Annotated in this window: 19 protein-coding genes and 1 tRNA gene; 5 read left to right on the forward strand and 15 right to left on the reverse strand. The window is 69.1% G+C overall.

From position 1 onward, the window contains the following. Nucleotides 1-37: 37 nt before the first annotated feature. Nucleotides 38-703, forward strand: a complete 666-nt coding sequence (locus BLV57_RS21580) for a CBS domain-containing protein (protein WP_091291447.1) — start codon at nucleotides 38-40, stop codon at nucleotides 701-703. Nucleotides 704-726: 23 nt separating this feature from the next. Continuing rightward, the gene (locus tag BLV57_RS21585; RefSeq protein WP_091291449.1) at nucleotides 727-1,059 is read left to right on the forward strand and encodes a hypothetical protein; all 333 of its coding nucleotides are present in this window, start codon (nucleotides 727-729) and stop codon (nucleotides 1,057-1,059) included. Between the two features lie 69 nt (nucleotides 1,060-1,128). Here BLV57_RS21585 and BLV57_RS21590 read toward each other — a convergent pair. Further along, nucleotides 1,129-1,201 (reverse strand) — tRNA-Asn (locus BLV57_RS21590). Between the two features lie 128 nt (nucleotides 1,202-1,329). Between BLV57_RS21590 and BLV57_RS21595 the strand changes: the two genes are divergently transcribed. Further along, nucleotides 1,330-1,521 (forward strand): hypothetical protein, encoded by a 192-nt coding sequence (locus tag BLV57_RS21595; protein ID WP_091291452.1) that lies wholly within the window; start codon nucleotides 1,330-1,332, stop codon nucleotides 1,519-1,521. A 36-nt stretch (nucleotides 1,522-1,557) separates the two neighbouring features. On the opposite strand, the gene BLV57_RS21600 is transcribed toward BLV57_RS21595, so the two are convergent. From BLV57_RS21600 to dnaG, 3 genes are read right to left on the reverse strand one after another with little or no spacing between them, the layout of a single operon-like run. Then, on the reverse strand, nucleotides 1,558-2,307 hold the full coding sequence (locus BLV57_RS21600) for a trans-aconitate 2-methyltransferase (RefSeq protein ID WP_091291454.1): 750 nt from the start codon (nucleotides 2,305-2,307) through the stop codon (nucleotides 1,558-1,560). Nucleotides 2,308-2,353: 46 nt separating this feature from the next. Further along, nucleotides 2,354-2,866, reverse strand: a complete 513-nt coding sequence (locus BLV57_RS21605; protein WP_091291456.1) for a hypothetical protein — start codon at nucleotides 2,864-2,866, stop codon at nucleotides 2,354-2,356. A gap of 2 nt (nucleotides 2,867-2,868) precedes the next feature. Further along, nucleotides 2,869-4,761, reverse strand: a complete 1,893-nt coding sequence (gene dnaG / locus BLV57_RS21610; protein WP_091291458.1) for a DNA primase — start codon at nucleotides 4,759-4,761, stop codon at nucleotides 2,869-2,871. Between the two features lie 50 nt (nucleotides 4,762-4,811). Here dnaG and BLV57_RS21615 point away from each other — a divergent pair, with 50 nt between their 5' ends. Beyond that, the gene (locus BLV57_RS21615) at nucleotides 4,812-5,747 is read left to right on the forward strand and encodes a sigma-70 family RNA polymerase sigma factor (RefSeq protein WP_091291459.1); all 936 of its coding nucleotides are present in this window, start codon (nucleotides 4,812-4,814) and stop codon (nucleotides 5,745-5,747) included. Here the strand turns inward: BLV57_RS21615 and BLV57_RS21620 are convergent. Then, nucleotides 5,719-6,492, reverse strand: a complete 774-nt coding sequence (locus tag BLV57_RS21620) for a hypothetical protein (protein WP_091291461.1) — start codon at nucleotides 6,490-6,492, stop codon at nucleotides 5,719-5,721. The two genes, BLV57_RS21615 and BLV57_RS21620, sit on opposite strands and share 29 nt — an antisense overlap. Before the next feature lie 81 nt (nucleotides 6,493-6,573). Beyond that, entirely contained in the window at nucleotides 6,574-7,140 is a 567-nt protein-coding gene (locus BLV57_RS21625) for a carboxymuconolactone decarboxylase family protein (RefSeq protein ID WP_091291462.1), read from the reverse strand. Between the two features lie 68 nt (nucleotides 7,141-7,208). Here BLV57_RS21625 and BLV57_RS21630 point away from each other — a divergent pair, with 68 nt between their 5' ends. Continuing rightward, nucleotides 7,209-8,078 (forward strand): hypothetical protein, encoded by an 870-nt coding sequence (locus tag BLV57_RS21630; protein ID WP_091291464.1) that lies wholly within the window; start codon nucleotides 7,209-7,211, stop codon nucleotides 8,076-8,078. Between the two features lie 70 nt (nucleotides 8,079-8,148). Here the strand turns inward: BLV57_RS21630 and BLV57_RS21635 are convergent, their stop codons facing one another. The 9 genes from BLV57_RS21635 to BLV57_RS21675 form a co-directional block, all read right to left on the reverse strand. Then, on the reverse strand, nucleotides 8,149-9,840 hold the full coding sequence (locus tag BLV57_RS21635; RefSeq protein WP_245757468.1) for a glycosyl transferase: 1,692 nt from the start codon (nucleotides 9,838-9,840) through the stop codon (nucleotides 8,149-8,151). Nucleotides 9,841-9,997: 157 nt separating this feature from the next. Then, nucleotides 9,998-11,062 carry a serpin family protein gene (locus BLV57_RS21640; RefSeq protein WP_091291465.1) on the reverse strand — a complete coding sequence of 355 codons (1,065 nt, stop codon included), beginning with the start codon at nucleotides 11,060-11,062 and terminating at the stop codon, nucleotides 9,998-10,000. Between the two features lie 10 nt (nucleotides 11,063-11,072). Continuing rightward, complete coding sequence (locus tag BLV57_RS21645; protein WP_091291467.1) at nucleotides 11,073-12,332, reverse strand: deoxyguanosinetriphosphate triphosphohydrolase; 1,260 nt, start codon at nucleotides 12,330-12,332, stop codon at nucleotides 11,073-11,075. Nucleotides 12,333-12,350: 18 nt separating this feature from the next. Beyond that, entirely contained in the window at nucleotides 12,351-12,992 is a 642-nt protein-coding gene (locus tag BLV57_RS21650) for a YdcF family protein (protein WP_091291469.1), read from the reverse strand. A gap of 30 nt (nucleotides 12,993-13,022) precedes the next feature. Continuing rightward, on the reverse strand, nucleotides 13,023-13,628 hold the full coding sequence (locus BLV57_RS21655; RefSeq protein ID WP_091291470.1) for a response regulator transcription factor: 606 nt from the start codon (nucleotides 13,626-13,628) through the stop codon (nucleotides 13,023-13,025). Beyond that, nucleotides 13,625-14,776: a sensor histidine kinase gene (locus BLV57_RS21660; protein ID WP_245757445.1), complete on the reverse strand. Its 1,152-nt coding sequence runs from the start codon at nucleotides 14,774-14,776 to the stop codon at nucleotides 13,625-13,627. Before BLV57_RS21660 ends, BLV57_RS21655 begins: the two co-directional genes overlap by 4 nt. A gap of 13 nt (nucleotides 14,777-14,789) precedes the next feature. Next, a complete protein-coding gene (locus BLV57_RS21665) occupies nucleotides 14,790-15,527 on the reverse strand; it encodes an ABC transporter permease (protein ID WP_091291472.1) in 738 nt (245 codons plus the stop codon). Continuing rightward, nucleotides 15,524-16,459: an ABC transporter ATP-binding protein gene (locus tag BLV57_RS21670; protein ID WP_176968739.1), complete on the reverse strand. Its 936-nt coding sequence runs from the start codon at nucleotides 16,457-16,459 to the stop codon at nucleotides 15,524-15,526. The genes BLV57_RS21665 and BLV57_RS21670 overlap by 4 nt, the downstream gene beginning before the upstream one ends. Nucleotides 16,460-16,588: 129 nt before the next feature. Beyond that, nucleotides 16,589-17,977, reverse strand: coding sequence for a glycine--tRNA ligase (locus BLV57_RS21675; protein WP_091291475.1), 1,389 nt, complete (start codon nucleotides 17,975-17,977; stop codon nucleotides 16,589-16,591). Nucleotides 17,978-18,046 lie beyond the last annotated feature (69 nt).

Genomic DNA, 18,046 nt, shown 5'->3' on the forward strand with positions numbered 1-18,046 from the left:
ACCCTGCCGTGGACCTGCAGCGCCGTGGGAGGTACCGATGGACGAGCCGACCGTCGCCGAGCTCACGGACCCACGCGTGATCACGCTCGAGCTCGAAACACCCTTCAAACATGTCGTCGGCCTGATGATCGCCCACGACCGCGGCGCGCTGCCCGTCATCGACCCGGCGGGCCATCCACTCGGCGTCGTCACCGAAACCGACGTGCTCCCCAAGCTCGAGTTCCACGCCGGCGCCGAGCACCCACCCCTGCTCTCGGGCTCGCACTACCGCGCGCGCTGGCACAAAGCACGGGCACTCACCGCGGGCGATGTCATGACCAAGCCCGCGATCACGACCACTCCCGACACCCCGCTCAGCACCGCGGTCGCCATCCTGAGCACCAGGCAGGTCAGCCAGCTCTGTGTCCTCGACTACCGCGGCACGCTCATCGGCCTGCTGAACCGCCAGGACACGCTCCGCCAGCTACTCCGCCACGACGAAACCATCCGCACCGACGTCGAGCACATCCTGGCCACCACGATCCCGGGCGCGCACGCCGTCACCATCGGCGTCACCGACGGAATCGTCACCCTCGAGGGAACATTCCCCTTGCGCAGCAACGCCGACCACGCCGTCCACCTCGCACACCACATCCCCGGCGTCGTCGCCGTTCGCGACCACCTCCGCTACGACGCCGACGACCTCATGATCACCGGCTTCTGAGACGCGCCCCAACCGGGATTCGCGTGACGAATTCAAGGACGAACGACTACCTGGCCGAGGCCAGGCTCCAGCACCAGAAGGCCGTAGAGGAGCACGCCCGCATAGCGGCGCTGCTCCGGCGCCAGGTCACCGCGTTGGAACGACAGCGAGCGACACTGCGCGAACAAGCTGTCCGGCTGGGACTGGACGTCACGCGGTTCACCAGCACGCCGCTCGACACCGGCACCAGTGCGCATCGCCTCGCGGCCTGCGGCGAGTGGACATGCGAGATGCTGAGCGAGAGCGCATACCTTCGCGGCCAACGACAACTCTTCGACGACCCAGCGCGAACACCGCGCCACTGGCAGCCCGAATGAGACATGGGCACCCACGCCCCTGAAAACGAAGAAGCCCAGGCCGATGACCTGGGCTTTCGCTTACGATTGCTCCCCCGCTTGGACTCGAACCAAGAACCCTCCGGTTAACAGCCGAATGCTCTGCCAGTTGAGCTACAGGGGATCGCTCGACCGGTCGGATCTCTCCGACCAACGAGAGAAACCTTAGCGCACAGCCCCGGGCTCAAAAACAGCACCCCCCCGGAAGGCGACGACATGGTGGCGGGGATTAGTGGACACTGGAGAGCGCTGGTGGCGATCGAGCGTGAGGGCGTGGCGTGGATGAAGAGGTTCCTGCTGGGTGTGGCCGCGGGGTACGTGCTGGGAGCCAAGGCCGGGCGGGGGCGGTACGACCAGATCATGCGGAGCTACCGCAAGGTCGTCGACCATCCGCTGGTGCAGGGCGCCGCCGGGGTCATCCGCGCGAAGCTGGGTGAGCGCTAGACACGCGGCTGTTAACCGGAGGGTTCTTGGTTCGAGTCACGACCCAGAGGTGCGGGCGACCGCGAAGATGCGGCGGAACTCGAACCAGGTCGTGCCGTCGGAACGGGGCGGGTAGGCGAGGTTCAAGCGCTGGGCGAGGTCGGCGCGGAAGGTCGCCCACTCGTCCGCGGACAGTGCCGCCTTGACCGGCCTCAACGCCGTGCCGGTGATCCACTCCAGCACCGCGTCGGGGCCGGTCAGGCGCTGGATGTACGTGGTCTCCCAGGCGTCGACCGCGCAGCCCTCGGCCGCCAGCAGCTCGGCGTAGTCCTGGGCGGTGTCCACGGCGGACTCGTCGCGCAGCTCCAGCTGCCAGGTGGCGGCCACCTCGCGGGCGAGTACGTGGGAGGGGGCGTTGAAGTTGCCGGGGACCTGGAAGGCGAGCCAGGCGCCCGCCGGGAGCTCGTCGGTCCAGCGGCGCAGGAGCGAGCGGTGTTCGGGGACCCACTGGAGCACCGCGTTGGAGATGACCACGTCCGTGTCGGGCTCCGGCGCCCAGTCCTGGACCGGCAGTTCGCGGGCGTCGATGCCGGCCTCGCGGGCCGCCTTCACCATTTCGGGTGAGTTGTCGGAGGCTTCGAGGGTGGCGTTGGGCCAGCGCTCGGCCAGTGACGCGGTGAGGTTGCCGGGGCCGCAGCCCAGGTCGACCACTCGGCGGGGGTCCTCGGCGCCGATGCGGGCCACGAGATCGTGGAACGGGCGGGCGCGCAGGTCGGCGTAGTCGAGGTATTTGGCCGGGTCCCACATGAGCGCCTCCCGTAGCAGTACGACTGTACTGAGTACGAGCGTACTGCTAGGCGCCCGGGTTGGCCAGCTTTCCGGCGGCTTCAGCCGCGATGTCCGCGACCAGCGCGGGGTCGGTGCCGGGGTCCGGCCGCACCTGGAGCACGACGCCGTCCTGGCCGGGGAGCTTGCGCTGGACGAACCAGGCGCCGCCACCAGGCAATTCCTGGCGGTGCCGGGCCCGGATGGAGCCGGTGACGCGCTGGTGCACCATGCGCGGGACCGAACCGGGCGACGACAGCTTGAACGTCACGGGCTTGAGGTCGGCCAGCACGACCGCTGCGCCCGCCTTGCCGGTCTCTTCGGCCTCGGTCAGCGTGAACACGCCGTCGGCCCACGCGGCCTTGGCGATCATGTGCCAGCCGACGCGACGGGGGCCGGGTATCCACAGGCCCAGTGGCGTGACCAGGAGGAAGCCGCCGCTGTCGACCTTGGCGCTGTCGAGCACGTGCTCGCCGGGGGCCAGCTCGCCGTCGAACCCGTCGGGCACCCGGTTCCCCAGCAGGAACTTCAGCCAGCGCATCGCTAGTCCAATCCGCCGATCGCCTGCGACTTCAGCGCCTTGCGATATTGCTCCAGCGCCACCAGGTCGCCGAAGAGCGCGCGGTAGTCGTCCGGGGCCTCGACCGGCGAGAGCCTCGTCAGCTTCGACTTGATCTCGGCGATCTGGCGCCCGACCAGGTTCTCCTGGACGGCCGCGAGCACGCCGCTGATGTAGCGGGTGTCGGCCTCGCCCTTGGCGCGCAACGGCTCGACCGCGAGCGCGCTCATCAGGGTGCGGACCTTCCCTTGTGGACAGTGGGCGGCCGCCGCGTCGATCAGCGCCGGGCCCGCGAGGCCGGACGAGACGCCGCCCGCGGCCAGCACCGCCTTGTGCACCAGCACGTACGCGGGGTGCGTGAACGCGTCTTCCGGCAGCGCGTCGTACTCGGGGCCGGCGATCGCGGGCTCCTGCAGCGCGGCCTTCAGCGCCTCGCGCTGCGCGACCAGCCGGGGGTCGCCGGGTGCGGGCAACGGGATGTCGCCCGCTTCGCCGTTGCCGTTGGACGACGGGGCCGCGACGCGGCGGGCGGCCTGCTTGTCGGTCGCGCCCGCGCTGCCGCGCACACGGCTGACCACCTGAGCGGGGTCCGGCCAGCCGACCCACCAGGAGAGCTTCGTCGCGTAACCGTCACGCGCGGCGCGGTCCTTGATCCTGGCGACCAGCGGGACGGTCTTCTGCAGCGCCGCGACCTGGCCGTCGACCGAGTCGAGGTCGAAGGTCTTGAGCATGCTCTTGATCGCGAACTCGAACAGCGGGATCCGGCGCGCGACCAGATCGCGGACCGCCGCCTCGCCCTTGGCAAGGCGCAGATCGCAGGGGTCCATGCCGTCGGGGGCCACGGCGACGTAGGTCTGCCCGGCGAACGTCTGGTCGCCCTCGAACGCCTTCAGCGCGGCCTTCTGGCCCGCCTCGTCGCCGTCGAACGTGAAAATGATCTCACCGCGGAAGGCGTCGTCGTCCATCAGCAGGCGCCGCAGCACCTTCATGTGGTCCTCGCCGAACGCGGTGCCCGACGACGCGACGGCCGTCGGCACGCCGGAGACGTGCATGGCCATCACGTCGGTGTAGCCCTCCACCACGACCACCTGGTGGCGCTTGGAGATCTCGCGCTTGGCCAGGTCCAGCCCGAACAGCACCTGCGACTTCTTGTAGATCGGGCTCTCGCTGGTGTTGAGGTACTTCGCCTCGATGCGGTCGTCGTCGAACAGCCGCCGCGCGCCGAAGCCGACCACGTCGTTGCCGACGTCGCGGATCGGCCAGACCAGCCTGCGGTGGAACCGGTCGATCGGCCCCCGCTGGCCCTCCTTGGCCAGCCCTGCCGTGAGCAGCTCCTTGACCTCGAAACCCTTGTTCAGCAGGTGTTTCGTCAGCTTGTCCCAGCCGGACGGCGCGAACCCGCAGCCGAACGTCTGCGCCGCCGCCCCGTCGAAACCACGCTGCGTGAGGAACTCGCGCGCGGTCTGCGCCTCGGGCGTCTGCAGCTGCGCGGCGTAGAACTCCTGCGCGTGCTTGTGCGCCTCGACCATGCGGGTGCGGGTGCCGCGGTCACGCTGGACCGACCCGCCGCCGCCCTCGTAGGTCAGCCGCAGGCCGACGCGGTCCGCGAGCCGCTCCACCGACTCGACGAACGACGTGTGCTCCATCTGCATGATGAACTTGATGACGTCGCCGCCCTCACCACAGCCGAAGCAGTGGAAGGTGCCGTGAGTGGGACGCACGTTGAACGACGGGGTCTTCTCGTCGTGGAACGGGCACAGTCCCTTGAGGCTGCCGCCACCCGCTCGACGCAGGAGCAGGTACTCCCCCACCACCTCGTCGATCCGGTTGCGGTCGCGCACCTCGGCGATATCGCTTTCCCGAATCCGTCCTGCCACGCCCCCACTCTAGTTCGGACGGCTCGGGAGCCTTGCGGCACACTCGGCCTATGAGCGCGCTGGACGTACTGGCCGAGGAATTCGCCACCCACCGGTCCCATCTGGTGGCGGTGGCCTACCGGCTCACGGGCACGGTCAGCGACGCCGAGGACGCGGTCCAGGAGTCGTGGCTGCGCATCGCGGGCCTGTCGGCCGCCCAGCGTGACGCCATCCTCGACCGCCGCGCCTGGCTGACCACGGTGGTCGGCCGGATCTGCCTCGACCGGCTCCGCTCGGCGGCCGTGCGCCGTGAGCAATACATCGGGCAGTGGCTGCCGGAGCCGATCGTCACCCCGATCGGCAACGCGCCCTCGCCCGATCCGCTGGAGGCCGCGGTGCTCGACGACGGCATCCGGCTGGCGGCGATGGTCGTGCTCGACAAGCTCACCCCCGAGCAGCGCGTCGCGTTCGTGCTGCACGACGCGTTCTCGGTGCCGTTCGGCGAGATCGGCGAGATCCTCGGCTGCAGTGCCGCGGCGGCGCGCCAGCACGGGTCACGCGGGCGCCGCGCGCTCGCCGACGCCGACCCGCCGCCCCGCGTCACGCTCCCCGAGCAGCAGGCGATCCTCGAGAAGTTCACGGTCGCGCTGCTCAGCGGCGACATCCGCGCGGTGGCCGAGGTGCTGCACCCGGACGTGGTGCTCATCGGCGACTCGAACGGCAAGGCCCGCACCACCCGCCAGATCATGGTCGGCGCCGACAAGGTCGTGCGGTTCTTCCTGGGCCTGCTGCGGAAGTACCAGCCCGGCGCGTTCGACGGGAGCGCGCCGGTGCTGGTCAACGGCGACCTGGGCTTCTACATCCCGGCGGTGCCCGAACCCCAGGACGGGTTCCCGCCGGTCGACGCGCACGTCGACGCCGTCAGCATCCGCGACGGCAAGATCGTCGCGATCTACGACATCGCCAACCCGGACAAGCTCACCCGTCTGACGAATCCCGTTTCTTAGCCGACCGGACCGCCAGCGCGAGCAGGACGAGCGCGCACCCGGCGAAGTAGGCGAGCGCGGCGGGCTGGCTGAGCGGCGAGTCCGACAGCACCTGGGCGTTGCCGCCGTTGCGGCCCGCGCTGGCGCCGCCGTCGCCGCTGAGGAACTTCTTGGCGACGTTGAACGGCAGCCAGCGGTGGATGCCGATGCCGGCCTCCGGGATGGCCGCGACGGCGTCCTCGGCGATGAGCACGTACACGATCAGCAGCGCGACCCCGGCGCTGTGCTGCAGGAACAGCCCGCCAGCCACCCCGATGACGGCGGCGAACGCGAACACCGGGCCGGTGCCCGCGACCATGAGCCAGTCGGCGGAGCTGTCGAGCGCGAGCCCGTCCGGCGCGACGACGTAGCCCGCGCCCCACGCCCCGAACGCCGCGAGTTCGCCGACGCAGAACGCGAACGCGGCCACGACCAGCGTCTTCGCCAGCAGGATCGGCGTGCGGCGCGGCACCGCGAGGTAGGACGTGTAGAGCGTGCCGACGCGGAACTCGGTGGTCACCGAGAGCGCGGAAAGCACCATGATGACGGCCAGCGCGAACGGATAGCCGAACTGCGTGCTCGCGACGGTCGGCACGAACGTGCCTTCGACGTGGTTGCCGACGATGAGCATGCCGAAGCCGATCATGACGGCCAGCACGAGCGCGGCGCACGACCACGCCGAGCGGGTGCTGAAGAGTTTGACGCGTTCGGCGGCGATGAGTGCCATGGATTCCCCTCCTTGTGGTGAGGGGAATCCTTCGCGGTTCCGGCGCCGCGCACGTCAGCCTGAGGCTCGAAAACCGGTCTCCTACCTGAGGGGGACCTCGCAGGCAGCGCCCGAGGTGAAGCCCTGGTCGGTGATCTCCAGCGCGCTGTTCATCCGCCCGCGCGAGTTCTCGAGCGAGATCAGGTAGGTCAGCTCGATGACGCCCTTGCGGCCGAATTCGGCCTCCAGCTCGGCGACCTGCTCGTCGGTCACGGTCACCGGGGTGGCGGTCATGGCGTCGGCGTACGCGATCGCGAGGCGCTCGGCGTGGCTGAACGCGGGCGAGGTGGCGTAGTCGTCGATCTTCTTGAGCCGCTCGATGTCGAGACCGTCGTGCAGCTGCAGCATCGTCCCGAAGTCGACGCACCACGAGCACCCGAGCTGGGTCGCGGTCCGGTAAACGGCGAGTTCACGCACGCTCAGCGGTAACGTCTTCGCCGATTTTTCGACCATCATCTCGTGCATCGCCGAAGTCCGCAGCAGACCCGGGTGGTGCGCGGTGAGCGTGAGCGGCTCCGGCACGGCGCCGAAGCGCTTGCGTGCGTAGCGGTAGACGAGTTTGAGCAACGGTCCGGCATCGGCGTACTTGATCGCGGTCAGGCGGGGCATATTTCTCCTCCTTGGCTCGTTCGAAATCCAGACGAGACAGCGCCTTGGTGTGTGACGGGGAGGTCGGCATGGATCCGATACTGGTCGGCGCGCTGATCTGGCTGCTCGACCGGCTCGCGGGCCGCGGCGTCGACTGGCTCTTCGACAACGCCGTCGGCCGGGGCCGCAACGCGCTGGCCGCGCCGCAGGTCAAGCGGCACGACCTCACCGCGCCGGGCGCGCAGGCCACCAGCGACGTCGACTTCACCGTGCGGCATCACCTGGCGCAGACGAGGTCGCCGGTGATCCTCACGTTCCAGAAGTTCAGCGACAAGTCCACCGGCATCACCCTGCCGATGGTGCTCGGCGACACCGCGCACGTGACGCTGCCGCGCAACCACTACTTCGTCACCGCGCTGATCATCGACCTGCCCAAGAACTCGGGCGACCTGCCGACGCTGCGCGGGCTCGGCTGGGCTCAGCCGTTCGTGGCCGACAACCACACGGCCAAGATCACCATCGCCACCCAGCAGCCGACGGACGCGCTGATCACGAAGATCGGCTTGAAGCAGGCGGACGGCAGCGTCCCGTTCCGCCTGCCCACCGTGTCCGCGGAGCAGGCCCTGCAGAATTGGCTCGCCAAATCGGATATCAAGAAGCGCTATCCGCTGCTCGGTCAGAAGCCCACCGTCGACCCCAAGTTCAAGAAGTTCTTCGAGAGTCTCGACATACAACCGCAGCCGTCCAAGCCGCTCTTCCCGCGCGTGCCGCCGTCGAAGGCCACCCCGGTGGACTGGAAGAAGATCAAGCTGAACATGTGCCGCGCGCAGGCCTGGGTGGGCACCGGGCGCTGCGGGTTCCTGGCGCACAAGGACAACCTCTGCAAGATCCACCGCGACCAGATCCGGAACGGCGCCACCGTCCTCGACCATGCGACCGGCAAACGCATCGTCCTCTGACAAGAACGGGATAAAGCGGGCTTTATATCGGGGAAAAGCGTCCCGATATAAAGCCCGCTTTATCCCGTTCTCAGGGGGTGAGGTCGCGGGTGTCCCAGATCCAGACGCCGTTCACGAACTGACCCTGCCGGTTCAGCAGCAAGTCCACAGTGGACCGGAAGGCGAACTCGTTCTGCCGCGGGATCAACACCAGCACGTCGGCGTTCCAGTACTTCAGGTCGTCGACGGCCTGCGCCCGCATGGTGTCGTCGATCGGCGGCGCGGACCCGGTCTGCTTGATCTGGTCGAGCAGGATCGACGTCGGCCGCTGGATCGCGCCGTAGCGGCCGCGTTTGTCGTCCGGGCCGTTCGGGCCGACGAAGTAGCCCTCCGGCATGGCGAACCCGAGTTTGGCGTCCATCTGCCAGTGCAGCGGCTCCGACTCGCCGCCGCTCGGCAGCGGGACCGTGACGACCGTTCCGCCCGACACATAGGACTTCCAGGTCCCGTCGGCGAAGAACTGCGGCGTCGGCGGCCGGTCCTTCACGATCAGTTTCGTCGGGGCGATCGGCAGCAGGACCGCGAGGATCGCGCCGATCCAGAGCAGCCGCAACGGCACCTCCCGGGTGCCGGGGCCGAGTGCGAACACGCGGTGCGTCGCGACCGCGAGCAGGGCGCCGATCAGGGGCACGCAGCCCATGGCGAACCGGGATTCCAGCACCGATTCCAGCAGCGGCAGCTCGTTGAACCACTTCCACGGGCCTGCGATGCCGGTCTCCTCGTGCGCCACGATGATCTGCACACCCATGGAAAGCCAGGCCATCGCGTACATCGCGATCGCCATCGAGCGGGCGAAGCGGTCGCGCCAGAGCCAAATGGTCAAGACCACCATGAACACGATCAGCGGCCAGCCGAAGAAGGCGTTCTCCTCGGTGCGGTTCATCGAGACGTCGGCGGCGGCCTTCGCGTCGCCCGCGATCGACTGGGTCGCGAAGCGGGTGAACGCCGCCGTGTCGTTGCCGACTGGGCCGTGCTCGATGGCCTGGTAGCTCTCGGGCCCGAAGAACTGCCACCACAGCGGGAAAGCGGTGATCACCAGCGCCACCGCCGCGCCGACGCCGCAGCCGGTCGCGAACGGGCGGATCATCACCAGGATCTCGCGCGGCTTGGACAGCGCGTACGCGAGGCCGAAGATCAGGAACGTCACGCCCGTGATGAGCAGCGGCTCTTCGCCGAGGAAGATCTGGTACGCCGTCAGGAGACCGAGCACCACGCCGTTGCGCACCGGCCGGAGCCCCTGCGCGAGCTGGATCAGCTTCAGCACGATGAACGGCAGCAGGAACCACGCGACGAAGTTCGGGTGCGCGTTGCCGTGCGAGACCATCGAAGGCGCGAAGCCGCAGAACGCGCCGCCGATCGCCGCCGCGGCCCGCAAGGGCACCAGGTGCCGCGAGAACACCCAGTACCAGGCCGCCGCGGAGCCGGCGAGCCCGCCGGTCAGCGCGATCGCCCAGGTCACCGTCGGGCCGAAGAGCAGCGTGATCGGCGTCAGCGGGATGCCGAGGCCGAGCATGGCCGTGTTGGCCATCATGTTCACGCTGAGCGGGTAGTTCTGCAGGTTCGACGACAACGGGTTGTCGAGGTTCACCACATTGCGCGCGGTGACGTCGAAGAACCACTCCCACAGGTTCTGGTCGGACGCGCTGTTCCAGAGGTAGCCGCTGGTGAAGTTCAGCCACTGGCCGCTGTAGAGGATGAACGCGAACAGCAGGTAGCCCAGCATGATCGCGACGTCCGCGCGCCGCCATTTCCGGCCGGGTGCTTCGGCGACCTCGATGACCTCGGGCTCCTCGTCGAAGTCGAAGGGCTCGGCCGGGTCCAGGCTGATGTCCGAGAAGCTGTGACGGTCACCGGTTGGGGTGTCACCCACTTGGACTTCCTCAGGGCTCGACGACGCGGGTGAAAAAGTAGACCACACCCGTTTCGGCGTGCCGCACCAGCAGCAGGAAAGGCCGGTCGACCACGACCTCCACCGGATCGTCGGTGATCATCGCGGTCAGCCGCATGGTGGCCGCGGTCGCCGCCGCGCCCTCGAGCCCCTGCTCGTCGATCCGCAGCACCGACTGATGCAGCACCTCGGCGACGTGCAAATCCTTGCTGGGACTCAACGGGGTGAAATCCGCGCTGGGCGTGAACACGGTCCGCACACCGAGCGCTTTCAGCGTCGCGGTCAGCGGGCTGCGGACGTCGATCGCGAACTTGGGCAGCGACAGGCGCACCATCTTGGACTCGGCCGCGGCCAGCAGCCTGCCGAGCCGGGTCCCGTCGAGGTCGCATTCGGCCTCGCCGAGGTCGCCGTCGGGCAGCAGGACGACCGCCTCGACACCGCCGCCCGCCGGCAGCGTGACGATCTGCCAGCCGTCGCGAGAGCCGTAGCCGAGCGTCTCCTCCTGCCAGAGCGTCGGCACCTCGCGGGTCTCGTCGTGCACGTGGAACGGCGCGAGCGCGGTGTTGCGGTCGACGAACGGCTTCTGCCAGGCCGTCTTGAGATACAGGGCGTTGACCAGCGCGGCGACCGTGTCCGGCGCGATCGTGCCCTGCTGCAGCAGCTCGGGGATCAGGCCGCGTGTCGTCTTCGCGACGTCGGCGTTGATGACCTCCCGCGCGCCTTCGGGGTCGCTCACGAACGGCGCCGACGCGACCCGCCCGCCCGGCCAGTCCGCCAGCGAGAAGTCCTCGTTCAGCGGTAGCTGGTCCCAAGCCCAGAGCGTGTTCGACACGGCGATCTCCGCGGCGCGCAGGTCGGTCGCCTTGTGCAACAGGTCCGGCTCGGAGCCGATGGTCAGCGTGTCCAGCTCGTCCGCCGCGCGCCCCCGCACCGACTGCCTGAGCAGGCCCAGCGCGCTCGCGATCGAGAACGGCGAAAAGCAGGCGTTGCCGCCCGACGGCGCGAGCGCCCGGTGCAGCGTCCAGCAGAAGCGCAAATGCTCGTCCGAGGAAGCCATGCCCTCGAACCTACCCGTGACGGCCGGTGTGCCACGAGTACCAAGCCTGGGCCTGGGCGTCCGTCAGCGACGCGACCTGGTCGATGACCACCCGCAGCCGCGCGTTGTCGTCGGGCGCGGCCTCCCAGGCGGGCTCGAAGATCGGGTCGAGTGCCTCGGGCGCGCGGCTGGTCAGCAGCGTGACCAGCTCGATGACCATCTGCCGCTGCCCGTCCTGCATCGCCAGCCGCCGCTTGTCACTCATCACGTACCGCAGCGCGAGCGCCTTGAGCAGCGCGACCTCGGCCGCGACCTGCTCCGGCACCGCGAGGTCCGCCGCGTACCTGGCCAGCGGGCCGTCGCCGTGCTTCGCGCGCGTCCCGGTCACCGCGGCCGACGCGAACCGCCCGACGAGCTCACTGGTCAGCCGCTTCAGCGCGAGCTGCCCGGCGAGCGAGCCGTGCCGCTCCGACGCGAACGCCGCGACCACGGGCAGGTCGAGCAGCTCACGCGCCGCGCTCTCCAAAGTGGACACCGACTGGCTCGAGAAATGCCTGGCCGCGGCCTCCGCGATCGCCGAGCGCTCCTCCTTGTCGGCGAGCACGCGCAGCGAGATCCGCCCGGCGAGCACACCGTCCTCGACGTCGTGCACCGAGTACGCGACGTCGTCCGCCCAGTCCATGATCTGCGCCTCGAGGCTCCGCGCCCGGTCCGGCGCGCCCTCGCGCAGCCAGGTGAACGCCGCCAGATCGTCGGCGTAGACGCCGTACTTCGGGTTGCCCGGCTCCTTGGGCCACGGATATTTCGTGGTCGCGTCCAGGCAGGCGCGGGTGAGGTTGAGCCCGGCGGCGCCGACCTTGGGCTCCAGCCTGGTCAGGATGCGCAACGTCTGCGCGTTGCCCTCGAACCCGCCGCACGGCCGCCCGACCTCGTTCAGCGCGCGCTCGCCGTTGTGCCCGAACGGCGGGTGCCCGATGTCGTGCGCGAGGCCGGCGGTGTCGACCAGATCGGGGTCGGCGCCCAGCTCCTCGGCGATGCCACGGCCGATCTGCGCGACCTCCAGCGAGTGCGTCAGCCGGGTGCGCGGCACGCCGCTGACCTCGGCGCCCTCCCCCGGCCCGACCACCTGGGTCTTGCCGGCCAGCCGCCGCAGCGCGGCCGAATGCAGCACGCGCGCGCGGTCACGGGAGAACGGGCTGCGCCCATCGGAGCGCGAGCCGGGCAGCGCGGAGCCCTTCGGGGCCTCATCCAGCCATCTGGCCCGGTCGTGCGCGGTGTAGACGTCTTCCACAACGCCAGCCTAAGTCACTCAGCCGACGTCAGTTCCTCCGAAATCCGTCGCGGGCGTCTTGGTCAGCCGGTAGAACAGCAGCGCGCGCGTCTCACGCCAGATGTAGCGGAACTGGATCTCGCGGGTCTGCACGATCGGCCCGGAGTGCACGGGCGAGGTCCACGCCTCCAGCCCGGCGTCCTCGGCCATGGCCCGCGCGCGCAGGCCGTGCCACGGGTCGCTGACCAGCACCGCGGTCTTGAGGCCGAGCCGGTGCACCTCGTTGGCGACCGCTTGGAGGCTGCGCAGGGTGTCGCTGCCTTCGCCGACGGCGAGCATCGCGTTCGCCGGGACGCCGTTGCGCTTCAGCCACAGCGCGCCCGCGTCGGCCTCGGTGAAGTTGTCGCCGGACTTCTTGCCGCCGGTGGTCACGATGGTCGTCGCGACGCCCTCTTCGTAAAGCCGCTTGGCCTTCGCGAGCCTGGCCTCGAAGATCGCCGACGGCTTGCCGTTGTACTGGGCGGCGCCGAGCACGACGATCACGTCGGCCCGCGTCCGGTCGTCCACCCGCGCGACCTGCCACACCCGGACCACGGTCCCGCCGAGCACCAGCAACGCGATGAGCACCGATCCGAACAGCGCGCGGCGCACCCAGGCACCTCGCGTCACACCCGTACTCACCCGCTCAGTCTCCCAGAGCGATTCTCCGGGCTATAACCACCCACGGTCCTCGGCGAGCCGCACCGCCTCGGCCCGCGTGCGCGCGCCCGTCTTGCCGATCGCCGAAGACAGGTGATTGCGCACTGTCCCTTCGGAAAGGTGCAGCGCCTTGGCGACATCCGAGACCGTGCTGCCGTCCTTGACGATGCGCAGGACGTCGTGCTCGCGCGCGGTCAGCGGGCTCGCGCCGGTCGCCAGCGATTCGGCCGCGAGCGCCGGGTCGACCACCCGGAGTCCACTGTGGACACGACGGACGGCGTCGACCAACTGCTCCGGCGGCGAGTCCTTGACGACGAACCCCGCGGCGCCCGCGGCCATCGCCCGTGCGAGATACCCGGGCCTGCCGAAGGTGGTGCAGATGATGATCCGGCAGCCGGGCACCAGCTTGTGCAGCTCGGCGGCGGCCTCGAGACCGTCCTTTCCGGGCATCTGGACGTCCAGCAGCGCGACGTCCGGGGCTTGCTCGCGCGCCGAGGTCACCGCGTCGTCGCCGGTGCCGACCTGGGCCACCACCTCGATGTCCGGCTCCAGGTCCAGCACGGTCGCCAGCGCGCCGCGCACCATCGCCTGGTCGTCGGCCAGCAGCACCCTGATCACGACGGCACCTCGGCCCGTACCACGAATCCTCCTCCGGGACGGCTGCCCGCCCGTACCGTGCCGCCGACCTGCGCCAGCCGCTCCTCCAGGCCCCGAAGCCCGTTGCCCGGTGCGATGTCCTGCGCGTGCGCGCCGTCGTCGGCGATCTCCAGCCAGGTCCGGCCGAGCCGCACGGTCACGTGCCGCGCCCCGGAGTGACGCACCACGTTGGTCACCGCCTCCCGCAGAACGTAGCCGAACGTCCGCTGCAGGTCCGGCTGGACGTCGTCGACGGCGTGCGGCAGGTCGGCGTCGATTTCGGCGGCACGCAGCGCGACGCGGGCGCCCGCCAGCTCGGCCGAGAGCGAAACCTCGCGATAGTCCGAGACGGTCAGCCTGACGTCCGAAAGCGCGCTGCGGGCGAGCCCTTCGACCTCGTGGATCTCGGTGATCGCCTTGGCCGGATCGGCGGAACTCTCGAGTATCCGCCGGGCCAGCCCCGCCTTGACGGTGATCGTGGTGAGGCTGTGCCCGAGGATGTCGTGCAGGTCGCGGGCGACCCGCTCGCGTTCGTTCGCGACCGCGAGGTCGGCGATGTCCTCGTTCGCCTTGCGCAGGCTCCGGATCGCGCGGATCAGGCGGCCGAACATGAACATCGCGCCGGTCACCGAGGCGACGGTGGTCAGATCACCGAGCTTGTCGTAGTTCTTGCCGACAAGGATCACGGCGAGCGCCGCTAGCAGGCTGCCGACGTCGAGGATGAGCGCCGGGCCGATCGGCAGCGCGAACCCGACGATCCCCAGCGCGTAGATCAGCTGGTAGATCGCGTCGATCCCCCACATCCAGATCAGGCACCAGCCGAGCGCCACCATCCCCGTGCAGAAGAAGATCCTGGCTGGCAGGCCGAACCTGATCATGAACAGCGGGAAGCTCAGGTAGCACGCGCTGTAGACGAACAGCACGGCGAACATGAGCGCCTTCACCCACACAGGTGCATCGGCGGCCGAGATGTTCCGGACGCCGGGGATCACCATCGGCAGCACGAAGGCCGTGCCCAAGATCAGCCAGCGGACGGGGAACCGCTCCGGACGGCTCGGCCCGGCGGACCTGGAGAGGTCGTCGCGCCACCAGAACCCCTTCGCCCAAACCGAGTCTTCGACTTCCGCCACGACTGCCTCTCCCCTAAACCCGTGCTCCGTCTTTACGGTATCGCCTGATCACGAGCGCCCCGAGCACCACGGTCCACGCGCCGATCATCAGCAGCGCGCCGCCCACCGAACCGTCGGCCCCCGCGCCCGCGGCGTGATAGCCCAGCTGGACCGCGCCGTAGCTCGGCAGGAACTGCGCGATGTCGTGCAGCCACGAGACGGTCTGCACCGGGATCCACAGGCCGCCGAGGAAGCCCATGCCCATCGTGATCAGCATGTTGACCGGCTGCATCGAGTCCACGGTGCCGAACTGGCCGAGCAGCAGCCCGAGGAAGACGAACGGGATCATCGTCGCCCACGCCACCGCGATCAGCGCTGCCCACTTCGCGAGGTCGAAGTCGACGTCCTGGTTCAGCCAGGCGACCACGGGCACGAGGATCATCGCGGGCAGGCCGACCAGCAACGCCGAGAGGGCCTTGCCGCTGAGGTAGCCGATACCCGAGAGCGGGGTCAGCCGGAGCTGGCGTTGCCAGCCGGTCGACCGTTCGTAGGCGAGCTTCGTCGCGTTGGACATCGCGGCGCCGAACCCGCCGAACACCATCATGTTGACCATCAGCACGATCACCACGGCGGCGTGGTCCTTGTTGTCCTTGCTGACGAAGACGTTGCTCTGCAACAGGAACATCAGGATCGGGAAGGCCACGGCGAAGAACACGAACCGCGGCGAGCGGAACATCCTGGTGATTTCGGAACGCAGGTAGGCGACGCTCATCGGTTGTCCTCTTCGGAAGTCAGGGAAAGGAAAGCGCCTTCGAGGCCGACCGCGGTGACCTCGATGTCGCGTGCGTCAGGGAAACGCGCGAGCAGCGCGCGCAGCGTGGCGTCGGAATCGTTGCTGGACAAGGAAACACGGTCCGCGCGGAGTTCGTAGCCGGTGATCGCGGGCAGCGCCGCGATCACCGGCTCGGTGGCGGAGGGCACGACCGCCCGGACCGTCCGACCCCCTTGCAGCGCACGGACCTCGGCGACCGAACCATCAGCCACGATCTTGCCGCCGCGCATCAAGACCACGCGGTCGGCGAACTCCTCCGCCTCTTCGAGATAGTGCGTCGCGAAGAGCACTGTGCGGCCGGAGTCGGTGTACGTGTACATGGACTTCCAGAACTCGCGTCTGGTTCCCACATCCATCGCCGCGGTCGGTTCGTCGAGCACGAGCAGGTCCGGATCACTGACGAGCGCGACCGCGTACCGGACACGCTGCTTCTGCCCGCCGGAAAGCTTGTTGGCCCGCCGACCTGCGATGTCTTCGATACCGGCGCTGCGCAGCGCGGCGTCGACCGGCATCGGCTTCCGGTGCAGCGATGCGATCATCGTCACGGTCTCGCGCACGGTCAGATCGTCCAGCAGCGCGCCGCCCTGCAGCATGGCGCCGATCGCGCCCTGCGCGACGGCCTCGTCCGGCGTCGCCCCGAACACGGTCACGCTGCCGCTGTCGGGCTTGGTGAGCCCGAGGATCATGTCCACTGTGGTCGACTTGCCAGCGCCGTTCGGCCCGAGCAGCGCGACGACCTCGCCGGGCGCGATGGTCAGGTCCACCCCGTCGACCGCGTGCACGTCGCCGTAGTGCTTACGCAGGCCGCGCAGGTGCACCGCGGCCCCCGCCGCCACCCCCGCGTCCCCATGCCTGGTCTGTGTTTTCTCCATGACCAGAACCTTGCCGCCCGGCGCGGCCCGGTTCCCGGATCACCTGTCACGACCTCCCCCTGACAGATGTCACGGGCATGAAAAAGCGGGCTTTATCCCGCTGTGGGATAAAGCCCGCTTTATCGCGTTCTAGCAGCCGATCAGGCGACTGGCCAGGTAGGACTCGAGCTTGTCGATCGCGACCCGCTCCTGAGCCATGGTGTCGCGCTCGCGCACGGTCACCGCGTGGTCGTCGAGCGAGTCGAAGTCCACGGTGACGCAGAACGGCGTGCCGATCTCTTCCTGACGGCGGTACCGCTTGCCGATCGAGCCCGCGTCGTCGAAGTCGACGGCCCAGTGCTTGCGCAGCATGGCCGAGACGTCCTTCGCCTTGGGCGAGAGGTCGGCGTTGCGGGACAACGGCAGCACGGCCACCTTGTACGGCGCGAGCCGGTAGTCGAGCTTCAGCACGACGCGCTTGTCGACGCCGCCCTTGGCGTTGGGCACCTCGTCCTCGTGGTACGCGTCGACCAGGAACGCCATCATCGAGCGGCCGACACCGGCGGCGGGCTCGATCACGAACGGCCGGTAGCGCTGGCCGCTCGCCTGGTCGAAGTACGACAGGTCCACACCCGAGTGGTTCGAGTGCGTGGTCAGGTCGAAGTCGGTGCGGTTGGCGATGCCTTCCAGCTCGCCCCACTCCTGGCCAGCGTTGAACGCGAACCGGTACTCGATGTCGACGGTCCGCTTCGCGTAGTGCGAGAGCTTTTCCTTCGGGTGCTCGAAGTGGCGCAGGTTCTCGGGCTTGATGCCCAGCTCCTTGTACCACTCGGTCCGAGTGTCGATCCAGTACTGGTGCCAGGTCTCGTCCTCGCCCGGCTCGACGAAGAACTCCATCTCCATCTGCTCGAACTCACGCGTGCGGAAGATGAAGTTGCCCGGCGTGATCTCGTTCCGGAACGACTTGCCGATCTGGCCGATGCCGAACGGCGGCTTCTTGCGCGAAGTCGTCTGCACGTTCAGGAAGTTGATGAAGATGCCCTGCGCGGTCTCCGGCCGGAGGTAGTGCAGGCCTTCCTCGGTCTCGACCGGGCCCAGGTGCGTCTTCAGCATCATGTTGAAGTCACGCGGCGCGGTGTACTGGCCACGGGTGCCACAGTTCGGGCACGGCACCTCGGACAGGTCGTCCTCCAGCACCTCCTTGCCCGTGCGCGCGGCGTAGTCCTCGGCCAGCTGGTCGGCGCGGAAGCGCTTGTGGCACGAAAGGCACTCAATCAGCGGGTCGGTGAAGACGTTCACGTGGCCGGACGCGACCCACACCTGGCGCGGCAGGATGACCGACGAGTCCAGGCCGACGACGTCGTCGCGGCCCTGCACCATCGTCTTCCACCACTGGCGCTTGATGTTGTCCTTGAGCTCGACCCCGAGTGGTCCGTAGTCCCACGCCGACCGGGTGCCGCCGTAGATCTCTCCGCACGGGAAGACGAAGCCACGGCGCTTGCACAGGCTGACAACGGTCTCAATGGTATTGGCGGGCACTCCACGCTCCGAAGCATGCGGGGACGGTTAGAAGGTACAAGCGTACAGACCCGTAGCCAGCGACTTATG

This window comes from Amycolatopsis xylanica (genome assembly GCF_900107045.1).
GTDB lineage: Bacteria > Actinomycetota > Actinomycetes > Mycobacteriales > Pseudonocardiaceae > Amycolatopsis > Amycolatopsis xylanica.